The following is a 16407-nucleotide window of genomic DNA, read 5'->3' as shown; positions in this document are numbered from 1 at the left end:
GCCGGTATCGATCATCCAAGGGAGCAGACTTCCCGGCTCCCTTCTCCTCACCTATTCTTCTACGTCAGGTTGAACACCTTCATGGCGTTTTCTCTCAGGAATTTGGGCCATACCTCGTCCTTGAAGGGGACACCCGGCATGTCGCCGAAAATGCGGTCCAGGCTCAGCCCCATCGGGAAATAGCCGGCATAGATGATCTTGTCGGCCCCGCGGGTGTTGGCATAATCGATGATCGCCTTGGGGTAGTGCTTGGGGGCAAAGGCGCTGGTCGAATAATAGAGGTTCGGCCACTTGAGCATCAGCTTCACCGCCAGCGCTTCCCACGGTTCAGCCCCGTGGCGCATCACGATCTTGAGATCGGGGAAAAACCAGCAGATCTCGTCGAGATGTTCGACCTTCTGCGTTTCCATCGGAATGCGCGGGCCCGGAATGCCGACGTTGAGGCAGATCGGGATGCCCAGTTCAGCCGCAGCGGTGTAGAGCGGGAACATGTATTTGTGATTGATCGCCACCTGCGGCAGCGTGCCCGACGGGAACACGCTGATCGCCGAAAGGCCGACTTCGGAATGGATCCGCTTGATCCGTCGGACTTCATCCACGCCCTTGTTGGGATCGCAGGGCAGATCGAAGAAGAAGCGATCCGGGAACAGTTCCTTGGCCCGGCGCGAGGTATCGTTCTCGTTCCAGCCGATCAGCGCCTTGTCGATGTTGAAGCGGTCCATCTGCTCGACCGTCCACTTGACGAAATCGCCGGGATTGCCGGTCTGCGGCACGTCCTTGAACATGTACTGCGCCGGCATCGAGAACTGCTGCAGCGTCTGTGCATCCTTGATCAGCGGGCGGAAACTGGCGAACCAGTCGCCCCGGTCTTCTGCTTCGGGAATCCCCAGCATGCAGTCGATAACCTTGATGTCGGTGGGCATGGGCATGGTCAGTTGTTCCCTGAAAGTGTTGGCCACATTTCGCGCAGCCGCTTCTTGTCGATCTTGCCCACGGCGTTGCGGGGCAGGGGTTCATTGGAGAAGGCGATCCGGCCGGGCGCCTTGTAGCGCGCCAGCTTTTCGCCGACTTCGTGGATGATCGCTTCGCCGGTCAGATCCTGGGCCACCACCACCGCAACCAGCAGTTCTCCCAGCCGCTCGTCCGGAATGCCGAAGGCGGCGCATTCGGTGATCCCGGGCATTTCGCCCATCACCCGCTCAACCTCGGCGCAATAGATGTTCTCGCCGCCGGAAATGACCATGTCCTTGGTCCGGTCAACGATGAAGACATAGCCTTCGGGATCGACAAAGCCGACGTCACCGGTCTTGAGCCAGCCATCGGGAGAAAGCACCGCGGCGGTATCCTCGGGCCGGTTCCAGTAACCGCTCATGATTTGCGCGCCGCGCACCACGATCTCGCCCGCTTCGCCCACCGGCAGCACGCGGCCATCTGGCGCCTCGATCCGGACATCGACCAGCGGCAGGATCCGCCCGGCCGAAGCCTTCTGCCGCAGGAAATCAGGGCCGACCGCCTGGGCTATCGCGCCCGAGCATTCGGTCATGCCATAGCCGGTACCCATCTGCGCGTGGGGGCAGACCGCCAGCACTTCTTCCAGCAGGTTGACCGGCAGCGCCTGTCCGCCGCTGGCGACATTGCGCAGGCTGGACAGGTCGGCATCGGCCAGCCTGGCGCTGTGCAGCATGTCCCACAGCATGGTCGGCACGCCGGTGAACATGGTGATCTGTTCGTCGTGGATGATCCGCACCGCCTCTTCGGCATCCCAGCGGCGCATGATCACCACCTTCGATCCGGCGAACAGCGGCGAGAGGAAGGCCGAGCCCAGGCCCGAGATGTGGAACAGCGGATAGACCAGCAGCACCGCCTGCTGCGGGAACTGGGCCATCAGCTCTTCGGGCTTCATCCCGTATTGCCGGGCCATGTTGTGGACCACCATCACGCCCGACAGCTGCATCGACAGCAGCCCGGTCGACAGCCCGCGATGGGTCAGCACTGCGCCCTTGACCCGGCCCGTGGTGCCCGAAGTGAACAGGATCGCGGCGGGATCATTGGGGGCAGGGGGCGTGGTATCGACCAGCTCGGGATGGCCGTGGGGCACTTCTTCGGGCGGCTGGGTCAGATCATAGATCCGGCCCTGATAGCCGCCTTCGCGCAGCAGCGCGGCGCGCTCGCTGTCGGCCAGCACCACCGAGGGGGTCACCTCCTCGATCATCGCCACCAGTTCGGCCGGCGATCCGCGGCTGTTGAGCAGGGCGGCGATCCCGCCCGCCTTGACCGCCGCCATGAAGGCCACGATCCATTCGGTGCGGTTGCGCATGCAGATCGCCACCCGGTCACCGCGCTTGATCCCCAAGAGGGGGATCAGCTGGTCGCGCCAGGTGAAGACCTGCTCGAAGGTCAGCCGCCGGTCGCCCTCGACCAGGAAAGTCTTGTCGCCATGGCGCCGCGCCGCGTCGATCAGCAGGTTGAGATCGGCCGGCATGTTGACGAACTGGCGCAGTCCGTCACGCTCGGCGATCTCGAACGGCATGCCGGGGCCGGTCACTTCTGCCAGGATCGGATCGTTCACGCTCATACCGCCTGCTCCGCCATGTCCTTGGCCCAGCGATAGTCCTGCTTGCCGGCGGGCGAGCGCTTGATTTCATCCACCCAGACCAGCGCGCGCGGCACCTTGTAACCGGCGAGGCGGGCGGCAAGGTGCGCCTTCACGTCATCAAGGTTGGGCGTCGCGACGCCCGGACGGCGCGAGACCACGCCGACCACGCGTTCGCCCCAGCGTTCATCCTTTTGCCCGGCCACCACCGCGTCGAACACTGCCGGATGGGTCCGCAGCGCCTCTTCAACCTCTTCGGGAAAGACCTTTTCGCCGCCGGTGTTGATGCAGGTCGATCCGCGCCCGAACAGGGTGATCTTGCCATCGTCGTCGAGCCGCGCGGCATCGCCCGATACCGCCCACAGCTTGCCCTCGATCGTCTGGAACACCTCGGCGCTCTTTTCGGGATCGCCGAAATAGCCGATCGGCGTGTGCCCGGTCCGCGCGACGAAGCCCATTTCGCCGACGCGAGCGATCCGGCCATCCACCACCACCTGCTGGCGTTCATCGGCGGGCAGGCGCATCACGCCTTCCTCGCTCTTTTCGGCCATGCCCGAAATGCCGGTTTCCGACGCGCCCAGCCCGTCAGTGATCCCGGCCGAGGGAACCAGTTCCTTGAGCTCGTCCTTGAGATGCTGCGAAAACACCGCGCCGCCCGATCCCAGGTTGAACACGCTGGCCAGGTTCCAGCGCCCGGGATTGGCGCGCAGCGTATCGCGCAGCGGGATCGCCATGGCATCGCCGACGAACTGGATCATGTTGACCGCCTCACGCTCGGCAGTGTCGAGCATCCGTTCGGCGCTGAACACCCGGCCTTCGTCGAGCACGATGGTCACGCCGTTGAGCAGCGCCGACCACACCGCCCACATCGCCGCCATGTGCATCAGGGGGGCGAGCGGAAACATCTTGAGCTGATAGCCATCGCGCGCGCGGCTATCGATGTCCTGCGGCTCAACCAGCACGCCGTGCGGGTTGAAATAGCCGCCGCCGCCCGCACAGGCGAAGACAAAGGCCTTGTGCGGCCACATCACGCCCTTGGGCATGCCGGTGGTGCCGCCGGTATAGCACAGCACGAAATCGCTTTCGCTGCGCGGCCAGGGGCCAGCAGGTTCGTGCGCCAGCAGCTCGGCATAGGGCACCGAGCCGGCAATATCCTCGCCCGAACCGTCGTCCACCGCGACCGTTGCTTTCAGTGTCGGCAGATCGCCCCGGATCTCACGCATGATCGGCGCAAATTCGGCGCCGTGGATCACCGCCGCGCTCTGGGCATTGGCGAACAGGTAACGCAGTTCCTCGGCCCGGTAGCGGTAATTGACGTTGTAGGGCACCGCGCCCAGCTTGCAGGCGGCGATGAACCCTTCCAGATAGGCCGGGCCGTTGTAGAGATAGAGCCCCACCGTATCGCCGCGCCCCACACCGTGCGCGGCAAGGCCGGCGGCGAGCCGGTCGCAGCGATCGTTCAATTCGGCATAGGTCTGGCGTGAGCTGTCGCCCACCAGCGCTAGACGATCGGGAACCGCAGCGGCTACGCCTTCGAACAGGTCGGCTAGGTGGAACTGGCTGGCCATCGCGTCAGTACACCGCCGCCGGGTTCTTGGGACGCGGGCTGCCCAGCATCTCGCGGTGCGAGGGCTTGTCCTGCCCGCGATCCTGCACGCCCAGTTCGCGGGCGATCTCGGCCCCGACCAGCGTTTCGCCCGACAGCTCGGCCAGACGCGGGCTGCTGAGGATTGCATCGAGGATATGGCCGGTGAACTCGGGATTCTCGGCCATGGCCATGAAGCCTTCGTACTGTTCCGGGTTCACTTCCCTGGCGATCAGCGCGCGCTCGGTGATCTGCGGCCCCAGCCAGATCGAAACCGCGCCCACGCCGCTGCCGCGCAGGTCGAATTCCATATCGTGCGCCAGCTTGTCGAGCCCGGCCTTCTGCGCGCCATAGGCGGGACCGTGCATATAGCAGGTCGCCCCGAACGAGCTGACCATCGCGATCAGCCCCGACCCCTGCGGAACCATGATCTGCGCGGCATGCCAGCTGGCCACATAGGCCGAGCGCAGCCCGACATCGAGGATGCCCTGCGCGGCCAGTTCCTTTTCATAGAACGGCTTCTTCTCGATCAGCTGATGGTGGATGAAGGCGGCGTTGTTGACCAGAATGTCGAGCCGGCCGGCCTCGGCCTTGATCTGTTCGAACACCTTGGCGACCTGGGCATCGTCGGCATGGTCGCACAGCACGGGAATTCCCTTGCCCCCACGTTCGGTCACCGCCTGGGCGGTTTCGGAAACGGTTCCGGGCAGCACGGTGCCGTCCCAGCCCTTGGCGTCGCCCGGCGTCACGGTGCGCCCGGTGACATAGACGGTATAGCCCAGCTCACCCAGTCCGCGCGCGATCCCTGCGCCCGCTCCACGGCTGGCGCCGGTTACCAGTGCGACCTTGTCCTTGCTCATCGTTCCTTGCCTCTCCCGCTCCGGCAATTGGCCGGCGATCCTCTGGTTCGTCCGCTATTTGCGGATCAATGGGCCGTTCAGTTTACGCATAACGCCGTTTGCTAACCGATTCTGCCGCTGAAGTGCAGGTATCATGGCTGGCCATGCTGCGTAAATCGAGAATTTTGGCCGAATATGTTCATTTTGTCACTTGCTGGCGCTCAAGGGGCGCAGGGTCCGTTGCTGGCGATATTGCAGCGGGGTCATCCCGGTCCGCCGCCGGAACGCGCGCGAAAAGCTGTTCGGATGATCGAACCCGGTGTCCTGCGCGATCTGCCGCACCGGCAGCGGGGTAGAGGTCAGCAAGGCCTTGGCCCGGCTGACGATCTGGCCTTCGACATAGTCCGATATGGTCACCCCGGTCAGGTTCAGGAACTGGCGGTGGAGGTGCCGCACGCTGATCCCGCACAGCTGCGCCAGTTCGGGCACGCTGGGGCGATCGCCGGCCACTTCCAGCCGCTCGCGAATCCGGCGGAACTGCCAGGGCGCCAGCCGCCCGCCGGGGCTGGGCGGCAGGTCCTGGTTGAGCAGCCGCTCGATCTCGATCGCCAGCAGCCGAGTGAGGGCGGCAGCGGCCTCGGCACTGGCGGTGCCGGGGGCTTCCAGCTCACGCTGCAGTAGCCGCATCTGCGCGCGCAGCGTATCGCTCTTGAGGTTCATCAAGGTCTGCAGCAGTGCCAGCGAGGGGCTGTGCCGGCCCGCCAGCAAAGTCTCCTGGCAGTCGCGGCTGAAAGTGCAGCGCAGGATCCGCAAGGTTCCGCCCTCGGCATGGGTGCGGATCGCGATCCCCGGATAGCGCAGGAAGATCAGTCCGAACTGGCAGACGATCCCGGGGGCAATCGTCGGAAAGCTGGCCTCGGCAATTCCCGCCAGCGGCGGCAGCGACATTTCCAGCATCAGGCTGCGTTCAACCGAAGTCGCGGCAAAGACCGGCGGCCATTCCCATTCCAGGATCTGCACTGTGGCATCGGGCGTGACCAGTTCGGCCAGCACGCGCGGCGGGATGATGGCCTCGCCGGCCACCTTGGCCTCCGCGGCACGCGGGGCAGTGCGGATCGCTTCAGAAATCATGCTGGCTGGTCGGGATAATGTCGATGCGGGTGAAATCGATGAACCGGCCGCACGAATCCATCATCGCGGCCAGGTTCGCCCTGAACTTGTCCTCGTCACCCACGGCATCGAAAAAGGCGGCGGGAGAGGTCATCGCTTCGGCGGGGAAGCATTCCTCGACAAAGGCATCATAGGCCGGGGCATTGTCGGTCAGCGGGCGGACGATCAGGTTCTGGACATATTCGAAATTGGCCTGGGTCTCGATCGCGATCCGGGTGTGGTGCCCGTGCCAGAAGGCAATCGCGTCCTGGCGGAGCAGGTCGGGCCGGAACGAGATGAAGCTCGCCTGTGACCAGCCCCAGCCGCGCGCGCCCCTGGGCACCGGATGGGCCGTGTTGGGAATGATCGTCGATTCGGCCACCAGCCACAACGCGAAGCGCGCCGAATGCGCCGCCAGCGCGGCGTCGATTGCGCCGCGGAAGCGGGCGTTGGCGCTGGGCAGCCAGAACTGCACCACCGCGTCCTGCTGCGGATCCTGCCAGCGCTGGATGAGACCGGCGGCAGGTTCCACCGCGTCATCGCGCAGATTGATCCGCACCTGGCTGGCGCCAGCCTCAGCAAGCGCCCGGGGCAGCGAAGCGAGCAGGCGCGCGTTGAACGCATCACGTGTCCCATCAGCCCAGAGCGCGGCGATGACCTTTTCCATGCGCTAGACCTCCAGCCCCCAATGCCCGTCACCCTGAACTCGTTTCAGGGTCCATCGTGCGCCACGGCCAGCCGTGTCTTGGGCAACGCTGACCCAGCCATCAGTCCACTCAGGCGTGAGCAGGGCAAGCCGAGAAATGGACCCTGAAACAAGTTCAGGGTGACGATCTTGGAAGGGCAGGGGAGAGGGGTACGCCATCAATCGAAATTCGCCTGCCCGCCGTCGAGCGGGATCGTCGCGCCGGTCAGGTATGACAGGTCGCTGCCGCACAGCGCCGCCACGGCGCGGCCGATGTCTTCTTCCAGCTTGCCGATCCGGCCCAGCGGGATGGTTTTGAAGAAGGCCTTGGCTTCTTCCGGGTTGTTATCGACCCACCACTTCAGCCCCGGCGATTCGGCATGCGGCGCGATGGTCAGCACCCGGATCCCGTCGCGGCCCCATTCGGCGGCAGCGGCGCGGGTCAGTGCGCGGATCGCCTGCTTGACTGCGGCATAGGCGCCATAGCCGGTCATGTCCCAGCGGATCCCGGCGGAAGAGGCGAGGTTGATGATCGTGCCGCCGCCGCGCGCGGCCAGGTGCGGCTGGACCAGCTTCATCAGCCGGAACGTGGCCAGCGGCCCGCTTTCGAACCCGGCCATGAAAGCCTCGTCGGTCACCTCGGCCAGCTTGCCCAGTGGCACTTCCTGCGCATTGTTGACCAGCACGTCGATCCCGCCGAATTCGGACACGGTGCGATCGACCAGCGCGGTCAGGCTTTCAGCCTGCTTGACGTTGCATTCCAGCGCCAGCGCCGTGCCGCCATTGTCGCGAATCTGCTGGGCCACGGCCTCGACCTTGGCCAGCGTCCGTCCGGCCAGCACCACCTTTGCGCCTTCAGCGGCAAAGGCCGTGGCGATCCCCTGGCCAACGCCCTGTCCGGCGCCGGTAATCACTGCTACCTTGTCGTTCAGCTGGCTCACCTGCAAATCCCCAATCACGTAATTTCTTTTCGCCATTGTTACGCATGGCGTTGACTTTCACCCCCTTCTAACCGCAAAATGCGTCGAAGGATAGGGAGAAGGATACTTTATCGTGAGTCGAGACCTTTCAGGCAAGGTGGCGCTGGTCACCGGGGGCAGCGATGGCATTGGCCGGGCAACCGCGCGGCTGCTGCTCGAACGCGGGGCAGTGGTGGCAATCTGCGGACGGCGGCAGGAACTGCTCGATGCCTCGACCAAGGAACTGGGCGGGCTCGGTACTTTCGAAGCGCATCAGCTCGACGTGTCGGACGAGGCGGCGTTCATTGCGCTGATCCAGGACATTGCCCAGCGCCACGGGCGGCTCGACATGCTGGTGAACAATGCCATGTCGGTGCACTACGCGCCGCTGACCCACCTTTCGACCGACCACTGGCGCAAGGATTTCGCCGTCAATGCCGAGGCGGTGTTCGTCGGCACGCGTGAGGCGATGAAGATCATGATGAAGGCCGGCAGCGGCTCGATCGTCAACATTTCCTCGACCACCGGAATCCGCGCTGCACCCTATATGGCCAGCTATTCGGCTTCGAAGGCCGCGCTGACCCATTTCACCGCCTGCGCGGCGATGGAAGGCGCGCCGGCCAATGTCCGCGTCAACGCGATCGTCCCCGGCCAGGTGATGACCGCCGCGACCGAGGACTGGGCCCAGAAGGCCGGCGATGCTGCCGCGCGGACCATGGCCGCGATCCCGATGCAGCGCGGCGGCCAGCCCAACGAACTGGCCGAAGCGATCGTCTTCCTGCTGTCGGATGCGGCCAGCTACATCACCGGGGTGGCATTGCCGGTTGATGGCGGCAAGGCGGCGCAGCTCTACATTCCGTCGTGAGCGCAAGCTTCGACTTTTCGGGCAAGTGCGTTCTCGTTACCGGGGGCGGGGTCGGGATCGGCCGCTCGATTGTCGAGGCCTTTGCCGGCGCGGGCGCGCGGGTGATGACTATCGAGCACCGCGCCGACCGCGCCGATGCCCTGCGCGCGGAGATGCCCGATGTGCTGGTGCTGGATGGCGATGTGACCCGCAGCGCCGATGTCAGCGCGCTGGTGGGCGAAGCGGAACGCGCTTTCGGCAAGCTTGACTTGCTGGTCAACAATGTCGGCGACTTCCTCGTCATGGGTCCGCTTGAAACGATGAGCGAGGACGATTGCGACCGGGTGCTGACGACCAACCTGACCCAGGTGATGAAGGTTACCCGCGCGCTGATCCCGCTGCTGCGCAAGGCCGCACCGGGATCGGGCGTGATCAGCGTCAGTTCGATCGAGGCGTTCCGGGGCATTCCCAACTGCGTGGTCTATGGCGCAGCCAAGGCCGGGATTACCGGCTTCACGCAAAGCCTGGCGCTCGAGCTGGCGCCGGAGGGCATCCGCGTCAACGCGATCGCGCCGGAAACCACCGACACCCCGCAGCTGGCACTCGACTATGTGCTCCCGGCGAAGAACCGCGCGCATCTGGACAAGTGGATCCCGCTCGGCCGGTTCGGCCAGCCGCAGGACTGTGCGGGCGCGGCGCTCTATCTGGCGAGCGAGCTGTCGGGCTGGGTCACCGGCACCACGATCCACGTCGATGGCGGCGCGCTGGCGGCTTCGGGCTGGTACCGCACGCCGCAAGGGCAATGGACCAACACCCCCCTGATCAGCGGCAACGCGATCGAATTTCCGGAAGGCTGAAGCGATGGACGAATTGCGGCGCTGCGCCGAACTCTATGCGCTGGGCGCCGACCGGCGCGACCCGGCGCTGTGGAGCGCGGTGATGACCGAGGATGTGGTGCTGGAAGGCCCCGGCTTTTGCCATACCGGGCGCGAAGCCGTGCTGGGCCTGCTCGATGTGCTGGGGCAGATGTTCAAGGTAACCCAGCACCGGATCTTTCAGGTGGTGGCCGAAGTCGACGGCGACCGGGCCAGCGGCGAAACCTATTGCAGCGCCGAGCACGTGCTCAAGGACAGTGACCAGCTGCTGGTCTGGGCGATCAGGTATCAAGACCAGTGGCGCAAGGATGAAGGCACCTGGCGCTTTGCCCACCGCCGGTTGATCGTTGATTGGGAAGAAGTCCGGCCGATCAAGGCCCAGGTGGAGGCAGGACAATGAAGGTACTGGTCATCGGCGGCACCGGTGCGCTGGGCGGGCACGCCGCGATCCACCTGGCCGCGCAGGGGCATGAGGTCAGCATCGGCGGGCGCAACCCCGCGCATCCCGCTACGCCGATGGCGGCGATGCCCTTTGTCCAGGGCGATTACATCGCCGGCGATTACACGCCCGAACGGCTGTCCGGGTTCGACTGGGTGGTCTTCGCCGCCGGCAACGATCCGCGCCACGTGCCGCCGGGGTCGGACTTTGCCGAATTCCTCTACCAGGCCAACCATGTGGCCGTGCCGGCCCTGTTCAAGGCCTGCCGCGAAGCCGGGGTTAGCCGCGCGATCCAGCTTGGTTCCTACTACCACCAGGCCGAACCGCGCCTGCTGGAGCACAACGGCTATATCCGCAGCCGCAAGGCCGCCTGCGAAGGCGCGCGGGCCGAGGGCGCGCCCGGGTTCGACGTGATCAGCGTCAACGCGCCGTTCATGGTCGGATCGGTTCCCGGGCTGCCCTCGGCGATATTCGGGCCCTATGTGCAATGGGCCAAGGGCCAGATCGGAATCGAGCCCTATGCCCCCACCGGCGGGACCAATTTCATGTCGTTCCGCTCGCTCAGCCAGGCGATCGAGGGCGCCTTGCTGCGCGGGGAGCCGGGCAAGGCCTATCTGGTCGGCGACGAGAACCTGTCGTTCCGCGACTATTTCCAGCTGTTCTTCGATGCCGTGGGCAGCGACGTGACGGTTGAGGAGCGCGATGCCGAACAGCCCTTGCTGCCCGATGTCGCGATCCCGCAAGGGCGCGGCAACTGGGTGCGGGTCAATCCCCCGGCCGACGAGGTGGCGCTGCTGGGCTATGCCCGCAACGATGTGGCCAACGCGGTCGCCGATGTCGCGGCGCAGTTCGGGGGATAGCGGGTGAGCGTGGCGGTCATCACCGGCGCGGCCAGCGGGATTGGCGCGGGGCTGGCGCGCGAGGCGGCGCGGCGGGGCATGCAGGTGGTGCTGGCCGACCGCGACGAGGCCGCCCTGGCTGCGGTCGCGGGGGAGATCGGCGCTCAGGCTCTGGCAGTCCCCTGCGATGTCACCGATCCTGCCGCGCTGGAAGCATTGGCCGACGCGGCCTGGGCGGCGCATGGCCAGGTCGATCTGCTGTTCGCCAACGCCGGGGTGCTCGCCACGGGCTTCAGCTGGGAGATCCCGGTCGAGACTTGGCACAAGGTCATCGAGGTCAACCTGGCGGGCGTGGTGGGCACCATGCGCGCCTTCGTGCCGCGGCTGATCGCGGCGGACCGCCCGGCGCGGATCGTCAACACCGCCTCGGTCGGCGGGTTCCTGCCATCGCCGCTGATGGCGCCCTATTCGGCGACCAAGTTCGCGGTGGTCGCGCTGACCGAATGCCTGGCGGGCGAGCTGAAAATGCTCGGCTCCAAGGTTGAGGTTTCGCTGCTCGCCCCGGGGCCGGTGAAGACCGAGATCTTCCGCGAGCCGCCACCTGAAGGTGCGGCGCAGTTCCACCAGTATCTGACCGCGCTGCTCGATCAGAACGGGCTCACCCCGGATGAATTCGCAGTGCTGGTCCACGACGCGGTCGAACGCGGCGACTACTGGATCATTCCCCAGCCCGAAAGCCTTGAGCCGATCTTCTCGATCCGCAACAAGGCGATCCTGGCCGGGCAGTCTCCCGAATATTTCAGTGCAGAAGGCCAATCGCAATGAGCACCCAGTGGGACAAGGAAGTCGATGTTCTGGTGATCGGATCGGGCGCGGGCGGGATGCTCTCGGCGCTGGTTTCGGCCAGCAGCGGGGCCGATGTGCTGATCGTTGAAAAGGACAGGCTGTGGGGCGGCACCTCGGCCACATCGGGTGCAGGGATCTGGATTCCGGGGAGCGATCAGGCCCGCGCCGCCGGGTTCGAGGACAACCTGGACGATGCGTTCAAATATGTCCGCAACCTCTCGGCCAAGAACGTGCCCGATGAGAACATCCGCGCCTTCGTCGAAAACGCCGCGCCGATGCTGCGCTGGGTGACCGAGCATACCGCGATCGAATACATGGCCTTCCCCTATCCGGACTACCATGCCGAAAACCCCGGCGGATCGCCCACCGGTTTTCGCACCCACATGCCGCTGCCGCTCGATGGCAAACAGCTGGGCAAGGATGTCGAAACGCTGCGCTTCTCATCCCCCGCAGCCAACCTGTTCGGCTATCTCAACTGGCATTTCGACGAGACCTACATCCTGCTCTACAAGCAGAAGGGCTGGTTCCTGCATCTGGTGAAGTCGCTGGCGCGGTACTGGCTGGACCTGCCGTTCCGCTTCAAGTCGCGCAAGGACCGGCGCCTGACGCTGGGCAATGCGCTGGCGGGCGGACTGCGCCTTGCGCTCAACCAGAAGGGCGTGCCGCTGTGGCTGAGCAACCCGATGCAGGAACTGGTCGAGGAAGACGGGAAGGTTACCGGCGCAGTGATCAGCCGGGGCGGAAAGCCGTTCCGGATCCGCGCGAAGAAGGGCGTGGTGCTGGCTGCCGGCGGGTTCGACAAGAACGCCGAAATGCGCGGGGCGGAGATGCCGCTCTATCCCAATGCCACCTATTCGGGCGGGGTCCCTTCGAACACCGGGGATTCGATCCGCGCCGGGCAGGCGCTGGGCGCCGAAACGCTGAACATGCAGAGCACCTGGGCCGCCCCGGTGTTCTACGTGCCGGGCGAACCCGGCGGGCGGCTGTGCACGATCGAGCGCGCGCTGCCCGGCTGCATCATGGTCAGCCAGAAGGGCGAACGCTACTGGAACGAGGCCAGCTCGTACCACGTCACCGGGCAGGCGATGGCCCGGCGTCAGGCCGAACACGGCGATGCCAGCCCCAGCTGGATGGTGTTCGATGGCACCTACCGCAAGAAGTTCCCGATGGGACCGGTCTATCCCGGCTGGCCCGATTTCCTGCTCAGCGGTGCGGTCAAGACGATCCTCAAGAAGGGCAACAGCATCGAGGCCCTGGCGCGCGAAATGGGCGTCAATCCCACCGCGCTGTCGGCCACCGTCGCCCGGTTCAACCAGCACGCCGCCAAGGGCGAGGACCCCGATTTCCACCGCGGCGAAGCGGCCTATGACAAGATGTACGGCGATCCATCGCAAACTCCCAATCCGTGCCTGCGTCCGCTCGATCAGGGGCCGTTCTATGCCCTGCCGATCTACCCCGGCGATATCGGCACCAATGGCGGGCTCAAGACCAACGCCAAGGCGCAGGTGCTGGGCAAGGGCGGCAAGCCGATCCCCGGCCTCTACGCGGTGGGCAACAACGCGGCCAGCGCGATGGGCGAAAGCTATCCGGGCGCGGGGGTGACGATCGGCCCGGCGATGACCTTCGGCTATGTCGCCGCGCGTGAGATGACCGGGGCGAATGGGTGAGGGCAGGGGAGGGGAGCTCTTGATCCCCGACCCCCAGTCCGTCCCCCAAGCCCGTTCGTCCTGAGCTTGTCGAAGGACTGTTCTTGTTCTTCGAGCCTCCCGCATTGCCGCTTGAAGAAAAGCGGTCCTTCGACAGGCTCAGGACGAACGGAACTGGATCAGATTTGGTGAATTTGAGGAGCAGGTGGAAATGACCGCAAGACTGGCAGGACGCGCAGCAATCGTCACCGGCGCAGGGCGCGGGATCGGCGCCGCGATCGTCAAACGCTTGCAGGCCGATGGCGCAAAGGTCGCCGCGCTCGACATGGACGAGGCTTCGGCCAAGGCCAGCGGTGCCGATCTGGCGCTGAAGTGCAACGTGGCCGACAGCGCCGATGTCGCCCGCTGCGTCGCCGCGGCGCGCAAGACCTTCGGGCGGCTCGACATTGCGGTCAACAACGCCGGAACCGGCCGCGCAGATGGCGATGGCTCGGACGCGTTCTACGCCGCGATGGGCCAGCGCAATGCTGAACTGGCGGAGAAGGGCAGCTCGGACGTGATCGTTGATCACTTGATCCACATGGGGGATGACGGCTGGGCCGGGGTGCTGGCGGTCAACCTCAACGGCGCATTCTATCTGTGCCGCGAGTTCGTGAAGGTGCTCGCCCAGGACGGCAACCCCGGCGCGATCGTCAACATCAGCTCAACCAGCGCCTTTTCGGGCGAGGGCTCGGTCCACTACTGCGCCAGCAAGGCCGCGATCCTGGGCCTGACCCGGCAACTGGCCCGCGAACTCGCCCCCCGCAAAATCCGCGTCAACGCGGTCGCCCCCGGGCCGACCAATACGCCGATCATGGCGGGGATTCCGGACGAATGGATCAAGTCGATGGAAGCGGGAATCCCGCTGGGCCGGATGGCCGATCCGGCAGAGATCGCCGCGACGGTCGCCTTCCTGGCAAGCGATGATGCGAGCTTTGTGACGGGCTCGGTGCTTACGGCGAATGGCGGGAGTTATATGACCTGATGGAGGGCATCGGTTATCACTATGGCTTCTAATGACATGGATAGACTTGAAGTGAAAAGTCAGACGTCAAGCCAACAACGACTCAATTGTTGCCACCGATAGCGGGGTTGAATGGTTCAGCGATCCGTTCGCACCAGCTCAAGTCCGGGGCGCATCTCGTAGCTGACAGACCATTGCTTCTCTCCGGGAATCGGCTTCACCGCACGCCAATGTGTGACCGCCGACCAGTTCGCTTCCTCTGCCCGAATCACGCCTTTAAGCTTTGGTTGCCTACCGCCTTTGCTGAACCCCTTTAGCAAAGCCTTTGCGTCAAAGTGAACGGAACGTTTGATGCAAATCAACTCCAATAGGAGCGCTAGCGCAACAAGGGAGAAATAGGAGTCGCCTTGGCTAGGCTTTGAGCCCTTATGGATCAGGTCGTTGCGTGCGCTTCGAGCGCGTTGCAGATAGCGGTACAGCTTTCGGTCTACAAAGCCAGCTTCAGTAAGAAATTCAATCCGCACTGCTGCGGAACGAGCGCTTGCTTGCAATTGACCGATCCTTTCCTGAAATTTCGACATCCGTTGGGAAAGAAAGAGCTCGTCCCAAATTTGACCGATAAGCTGCTCGACGATTAGCCAAGAATAGACCAACGAATTCCGAAATTCGGTCGCCAGGTGGTAACTGAACGCCATCACAAGGGTGGCAGGATCGATCCGATGTGCGGCTGCGAGCACGGGCCGTCCCTTATTGAATGCTGCGACGGTATCACATTCGGAAATGCGAGGTGGGTGTAAGAGGTCGATATTGAAGTAGCCACCAGCTGCAGCTTCACCCCAAGCTTGATGCAACGTAGGCAGGATTCCGTGTGGGTGCTCGTAGCGATAATACCCTGTCGCGTAGAGCGAACCGAAAGCTAGATCTCGCGAGCCTACCTGCATCAGTCGCAAGCCGCTGACGTGCTCCCCTGAAATGTGACCGCTTTTTGGTAGAGTCTGACGCAAGGAGTCGGACGATATGAAGCGAAGCAGGTTCAACGAAGAGCAGATCATTGCGATTTTGAAGGAGCAGGAAGCGGGCATGGCGACGGCCGAGGTCTGTCGCCGCCACGGGATCAGCTCGGCAACGTTCTACAAGTGGAAGTCGAAGTTCGGCGGGCTGGAAGTGTCCGAGGCCCGGCGGCTGCGGTCACTCGAGGAGGAGAACTCGCGGCTCAAGAAGCTGCTGGCCGAGGCCATGCTGGACAACGCGGTGCTGAAGGATCTGGCATCAAAAAAATGGTAACGCCCGGCGCTAAGCGGGAAGCCGTCGCCCATGCCCGGGAGCATCACGGGGTGAGCGAGCGTCGGGCGTGCGCACTGGTTGGTGTGAGCCGCAGGGTGATCCGTTACGAGCCGACGAGGCCGGATGACGGGGCGCTGCGGCAGCGGTTGCGCGAGCTGGCGGCAGAGCGTCGCCGGTTCGGCTATCGCCGCCTGGGCTATCTGCTGGCGCGGGAGGGCATCACACCCAACCACAAGAAGCTGCTGCGCATCTACCGCGAGGAAGGGGTGCGCGTGCGTCGCCGTGGCGGCCGGAAACGGGCGCTGGGCACACGGGCACCGATGGTGCTGCCAGATGGACCGAACCAGCGGTGGTCGCTCGACTTCGTCTCTGACAGCCTGGTCTGCGGTCGGCGCTTCCGCATCCTGTGCGTGGTCGATGACTACACGCGGGAATGCCTGGCGCTGGTGGCCGATACGTCGCTGTCGGGGGCTCGGGTGGCCAGGGAACTGACCAGCCTGATGGGCAGCCGCGGCAAGCCACACACGGTGGTCAGCGACAATGGCACCGAACTGACCTCGTCGGCCATCCTGCGCTGGTCGCAGGAGCGCCGGGTCGAGTGGCACTACATCGCGCCGGGCAAGCCCATGCAGAATGGCTTCGTCGAGAGCTTCAACGGTCGCCTGCGGGACGAATGCCTCAACGAGACGCTGTTCACATCACTGGCTCACGCCCGGTTCGTCCTCGCTGCCTGGCGGCACGATTACAACACGGTCAGGCCGCACTCGAAACTGGGCGGGAAGACCCCCGCCGAGATCGCCGGCCAACGTGTCTGGGGGCAT

At 64.9% G+C, this 16407-nt stretch carries 16 protein-coding genes; 8 read left to right on the top strand and 8 right to left on the bottom strand.

The features are described from left to right. Positions 1–59 precede the first annotated feature (59 nt). From IT549_RS02530 to IT549_RS02500, 7 genes are all read right to left on the bottom strand, one after another. The gene (locus IT549_RS02530; protein ID WP_292969734.1) at positions 60–929 is read right to left on the bottom strand and encodes an amidohydrolase family protein; all 870 of its coding nucleotides are present in this window, start codon (positions 927–929) and stop codon (positions 60–62) included. Positions 930–931: 2 nt separating this feature from the next. Further along, positions 932–2575 carry a class I adenylate-forming enzyme family protein gene (locus IT549_RS02525; RefSeq protein WP_292969733.1) on the bottom strand — a complete coding sequence of 548 codons (1644 nt, stop codon included), beginning with the start codon at positions 2573–2575 and terminating at the stop codon, positions 932–934. Further along, positions 2572–4161, bottom strand: a complete 1590-nt coding sequence (locus IT549_RS02520) for an AMP-binding protein (RefSeq protein WP_292969732.1) — start codon at positions 4159–4161, stop codon at positions 2572–2574. Before IT549_RS02520 ends, IT549_RS02525 begins: the two co-directional genes overlap by 4 nt. Positions 4162–4165: 4 nt before the next feature. Continuing rightward, the gene (locus IT549_RS02515) at positions 4166–5038 is read right to left on the bottom strand and encodes an SDR family NAD(P)-dependent oxidoreductase (protein ID WP_292969730.1); all 873 of its coding nucleotides are present in this window, start codon (positions 5036–5038) and stop codon (positions 4166–4168) included. Between the two features lie 186 nt (positions 5039–5224). Then, positions 5225–6148, bottom strand: a complete 924-nt coding sequence (locus IT549_RS02510; RefSeq protein ID WP_292969728.1) for an AraC family transcriptional regulator — start codon at positions 6146–6148, stop codon at positions 5225–5227. Further along, a complete protein-coding gene (locus tag IT549_RS02505; protein WP_292969726.1) occupies positions 6138–6833 on the bottom strand; it encodes an EthD domain-containing protein in 696 nt (231 codons plus the stop codon). The genes IT549_RS02510 and IT549_RS02505 overlap by 11 nt, the downstream gene beginning before the upstream one ends. 197 nt (positions 6834–7030) lie before the next feature. Next, positions 7031–7792, bottom strand: coding sequence for an SDR family oxidoreductase (locus tag IT549_RS02500; RefSeq protein ID WP_292969724.1), 762 nt, complete (start codon positions 7790–7792; stop codon positions 7031–7033). Positions 7793–7904: 112 nt separating this feature from the next. Here IT549_RS02500 and IT549_RS02495 point away from each other — a divergent pair, with 112 nt between their 5' ends. The 7 genes from IT549_RS02495 (at position 7905) to IT549_RS02465 (ending at position 14323) form a co-directional block, all read left to right on the top strand. Next, a complete protein-coding gene (locus IT549_RS02495; protein ID WP_292969722.1) occupies positions 7905–8675 on the top strand; it encodes an SDR family oxidoreductase in 771 nt (256 codons plus the stop codon). Beyond that, positions 8672–9511 carry an SDR family NAD(P)-dependent oxidoreductase gene (locus IT549_RS02490; RefSeq protein ID WP_292969721.1) on the top strand — a complete coding sequence of 280 codons (840 nt, stop codon included), beginning with the start codon at positions 8672–8674 and terminating at the stop codon, positions 9509–9511. Before IT549_RS02495 ends, IT549_RS02490 begins: the two co-directional genes overlap by 4 nt. A gap of 4 nt (positions 9512–9515) precedes the next feature. Continuing rightward, positions 9516–9929: a nuclear transport factor 2 family protein gene (locus IT549_RS02485; protein WP_292969719.1), complete on the top strand. Its 414-nt coding sequence runs from the start codon at positions 9516–9518 to the stop codon at positions 9927–9929. Continuing rightward, entirely contained in the window at positions 9926–10828 is a 903-nt protein-coding gene (locus tag IT549_RS02480) for an NAD-dependent epimerase/dehydratase family protein (RefSeq protein WP_292969717.1), read from the top strand. Before IT549_RS02485 ends, IT549_RS02480 begins: the two co-directional genes overlap by 4 nt. Positions 10829–10831: 3 nt before the next feature. Beyond that, the gene (locus tag IT549_RS02475; protein WP_292969716.1) at positions 10832–11632 is read left to right on the top strand and encodes an SDR family NAD(P)-dependent oxidoreductase; all 801 of its coding nucleotides are present in this window, start codon (positions 10832–10834) and stop codon (positions 11630–11632) included. Beyond that, complete coding sequence (locus IT549_RS02470; protein WP_292969714.1) at positions 11629–13320, top strand: FAD-dependent oxidoreductase; 1692 nt, start codon at positions 11629–11631, stop codon at positions 13318–13320. Before IT549_RS02475 ends, IT549_RS02470 begins: the two co-directional genes overlap by 4 nt. A 190-nt stretch (positions 13321–13510) precedes the next feature. Next, positions 13511–14323, top strand: coding sequence for an SDR family oxidoreductase (locus IT549_RS02465; RefSeq protein ID WP_292969713.1), 813 nt, complete (start codon positions 13511–13513; stop codon positions 14321–14323). Positions 14324–14439: 116 nt separating this feature from the next. Here the strand turns inward: IT549_RS02465 and IT549_RS02460 are convergent, their stop codons facing one another. Then, on the bottom strand, positions 14440–15339 hold the full coding sequence (locus IT549_RS02460) for a hypothetical protein (RefSeq protein WP_292969712.1): 900 nt from the start codon (positions 15337–15339) through the stop codon (positions 14440–14442). Here IT549_RS02460 and IT549_RS02455 point away from each other — a divergent pair. Then, positions 15320–16407, top strand: a protein-coding gene (locus IT549_RS02455) for an IS3 family transposase (protein WP_292969711.1) whose coding sequence is annotated in 2 segments (ribosomal slippage) — positions 15320–15569 and positions 15569–16407 — 1089 coding nt annotated over the 2 segments. Because the reading frame shifts where the segments join, the coding sequence is not laid out codon by codon here. This gene is flagged as partial in the annotation. The two genes, IT549_RS02460 and IT549_RS02455, sit on opposite strands and share 20 nt — an antisense overlap.

The sequence above is a fragment of the Novosphingobium sp. genome (assembly GCF_020852455.1).
Lineage (GTDB): Bacteria > Pseudomonadota > Alphaproteobacteria > Sphingomonadales > Sphingomonadaceae > Novosphingobium.
The sequence above is the reverse complement of the archived record's forward strand: the minus strand, read 5'-3'. Positions and strand labels throughout refer to the sequence as shown.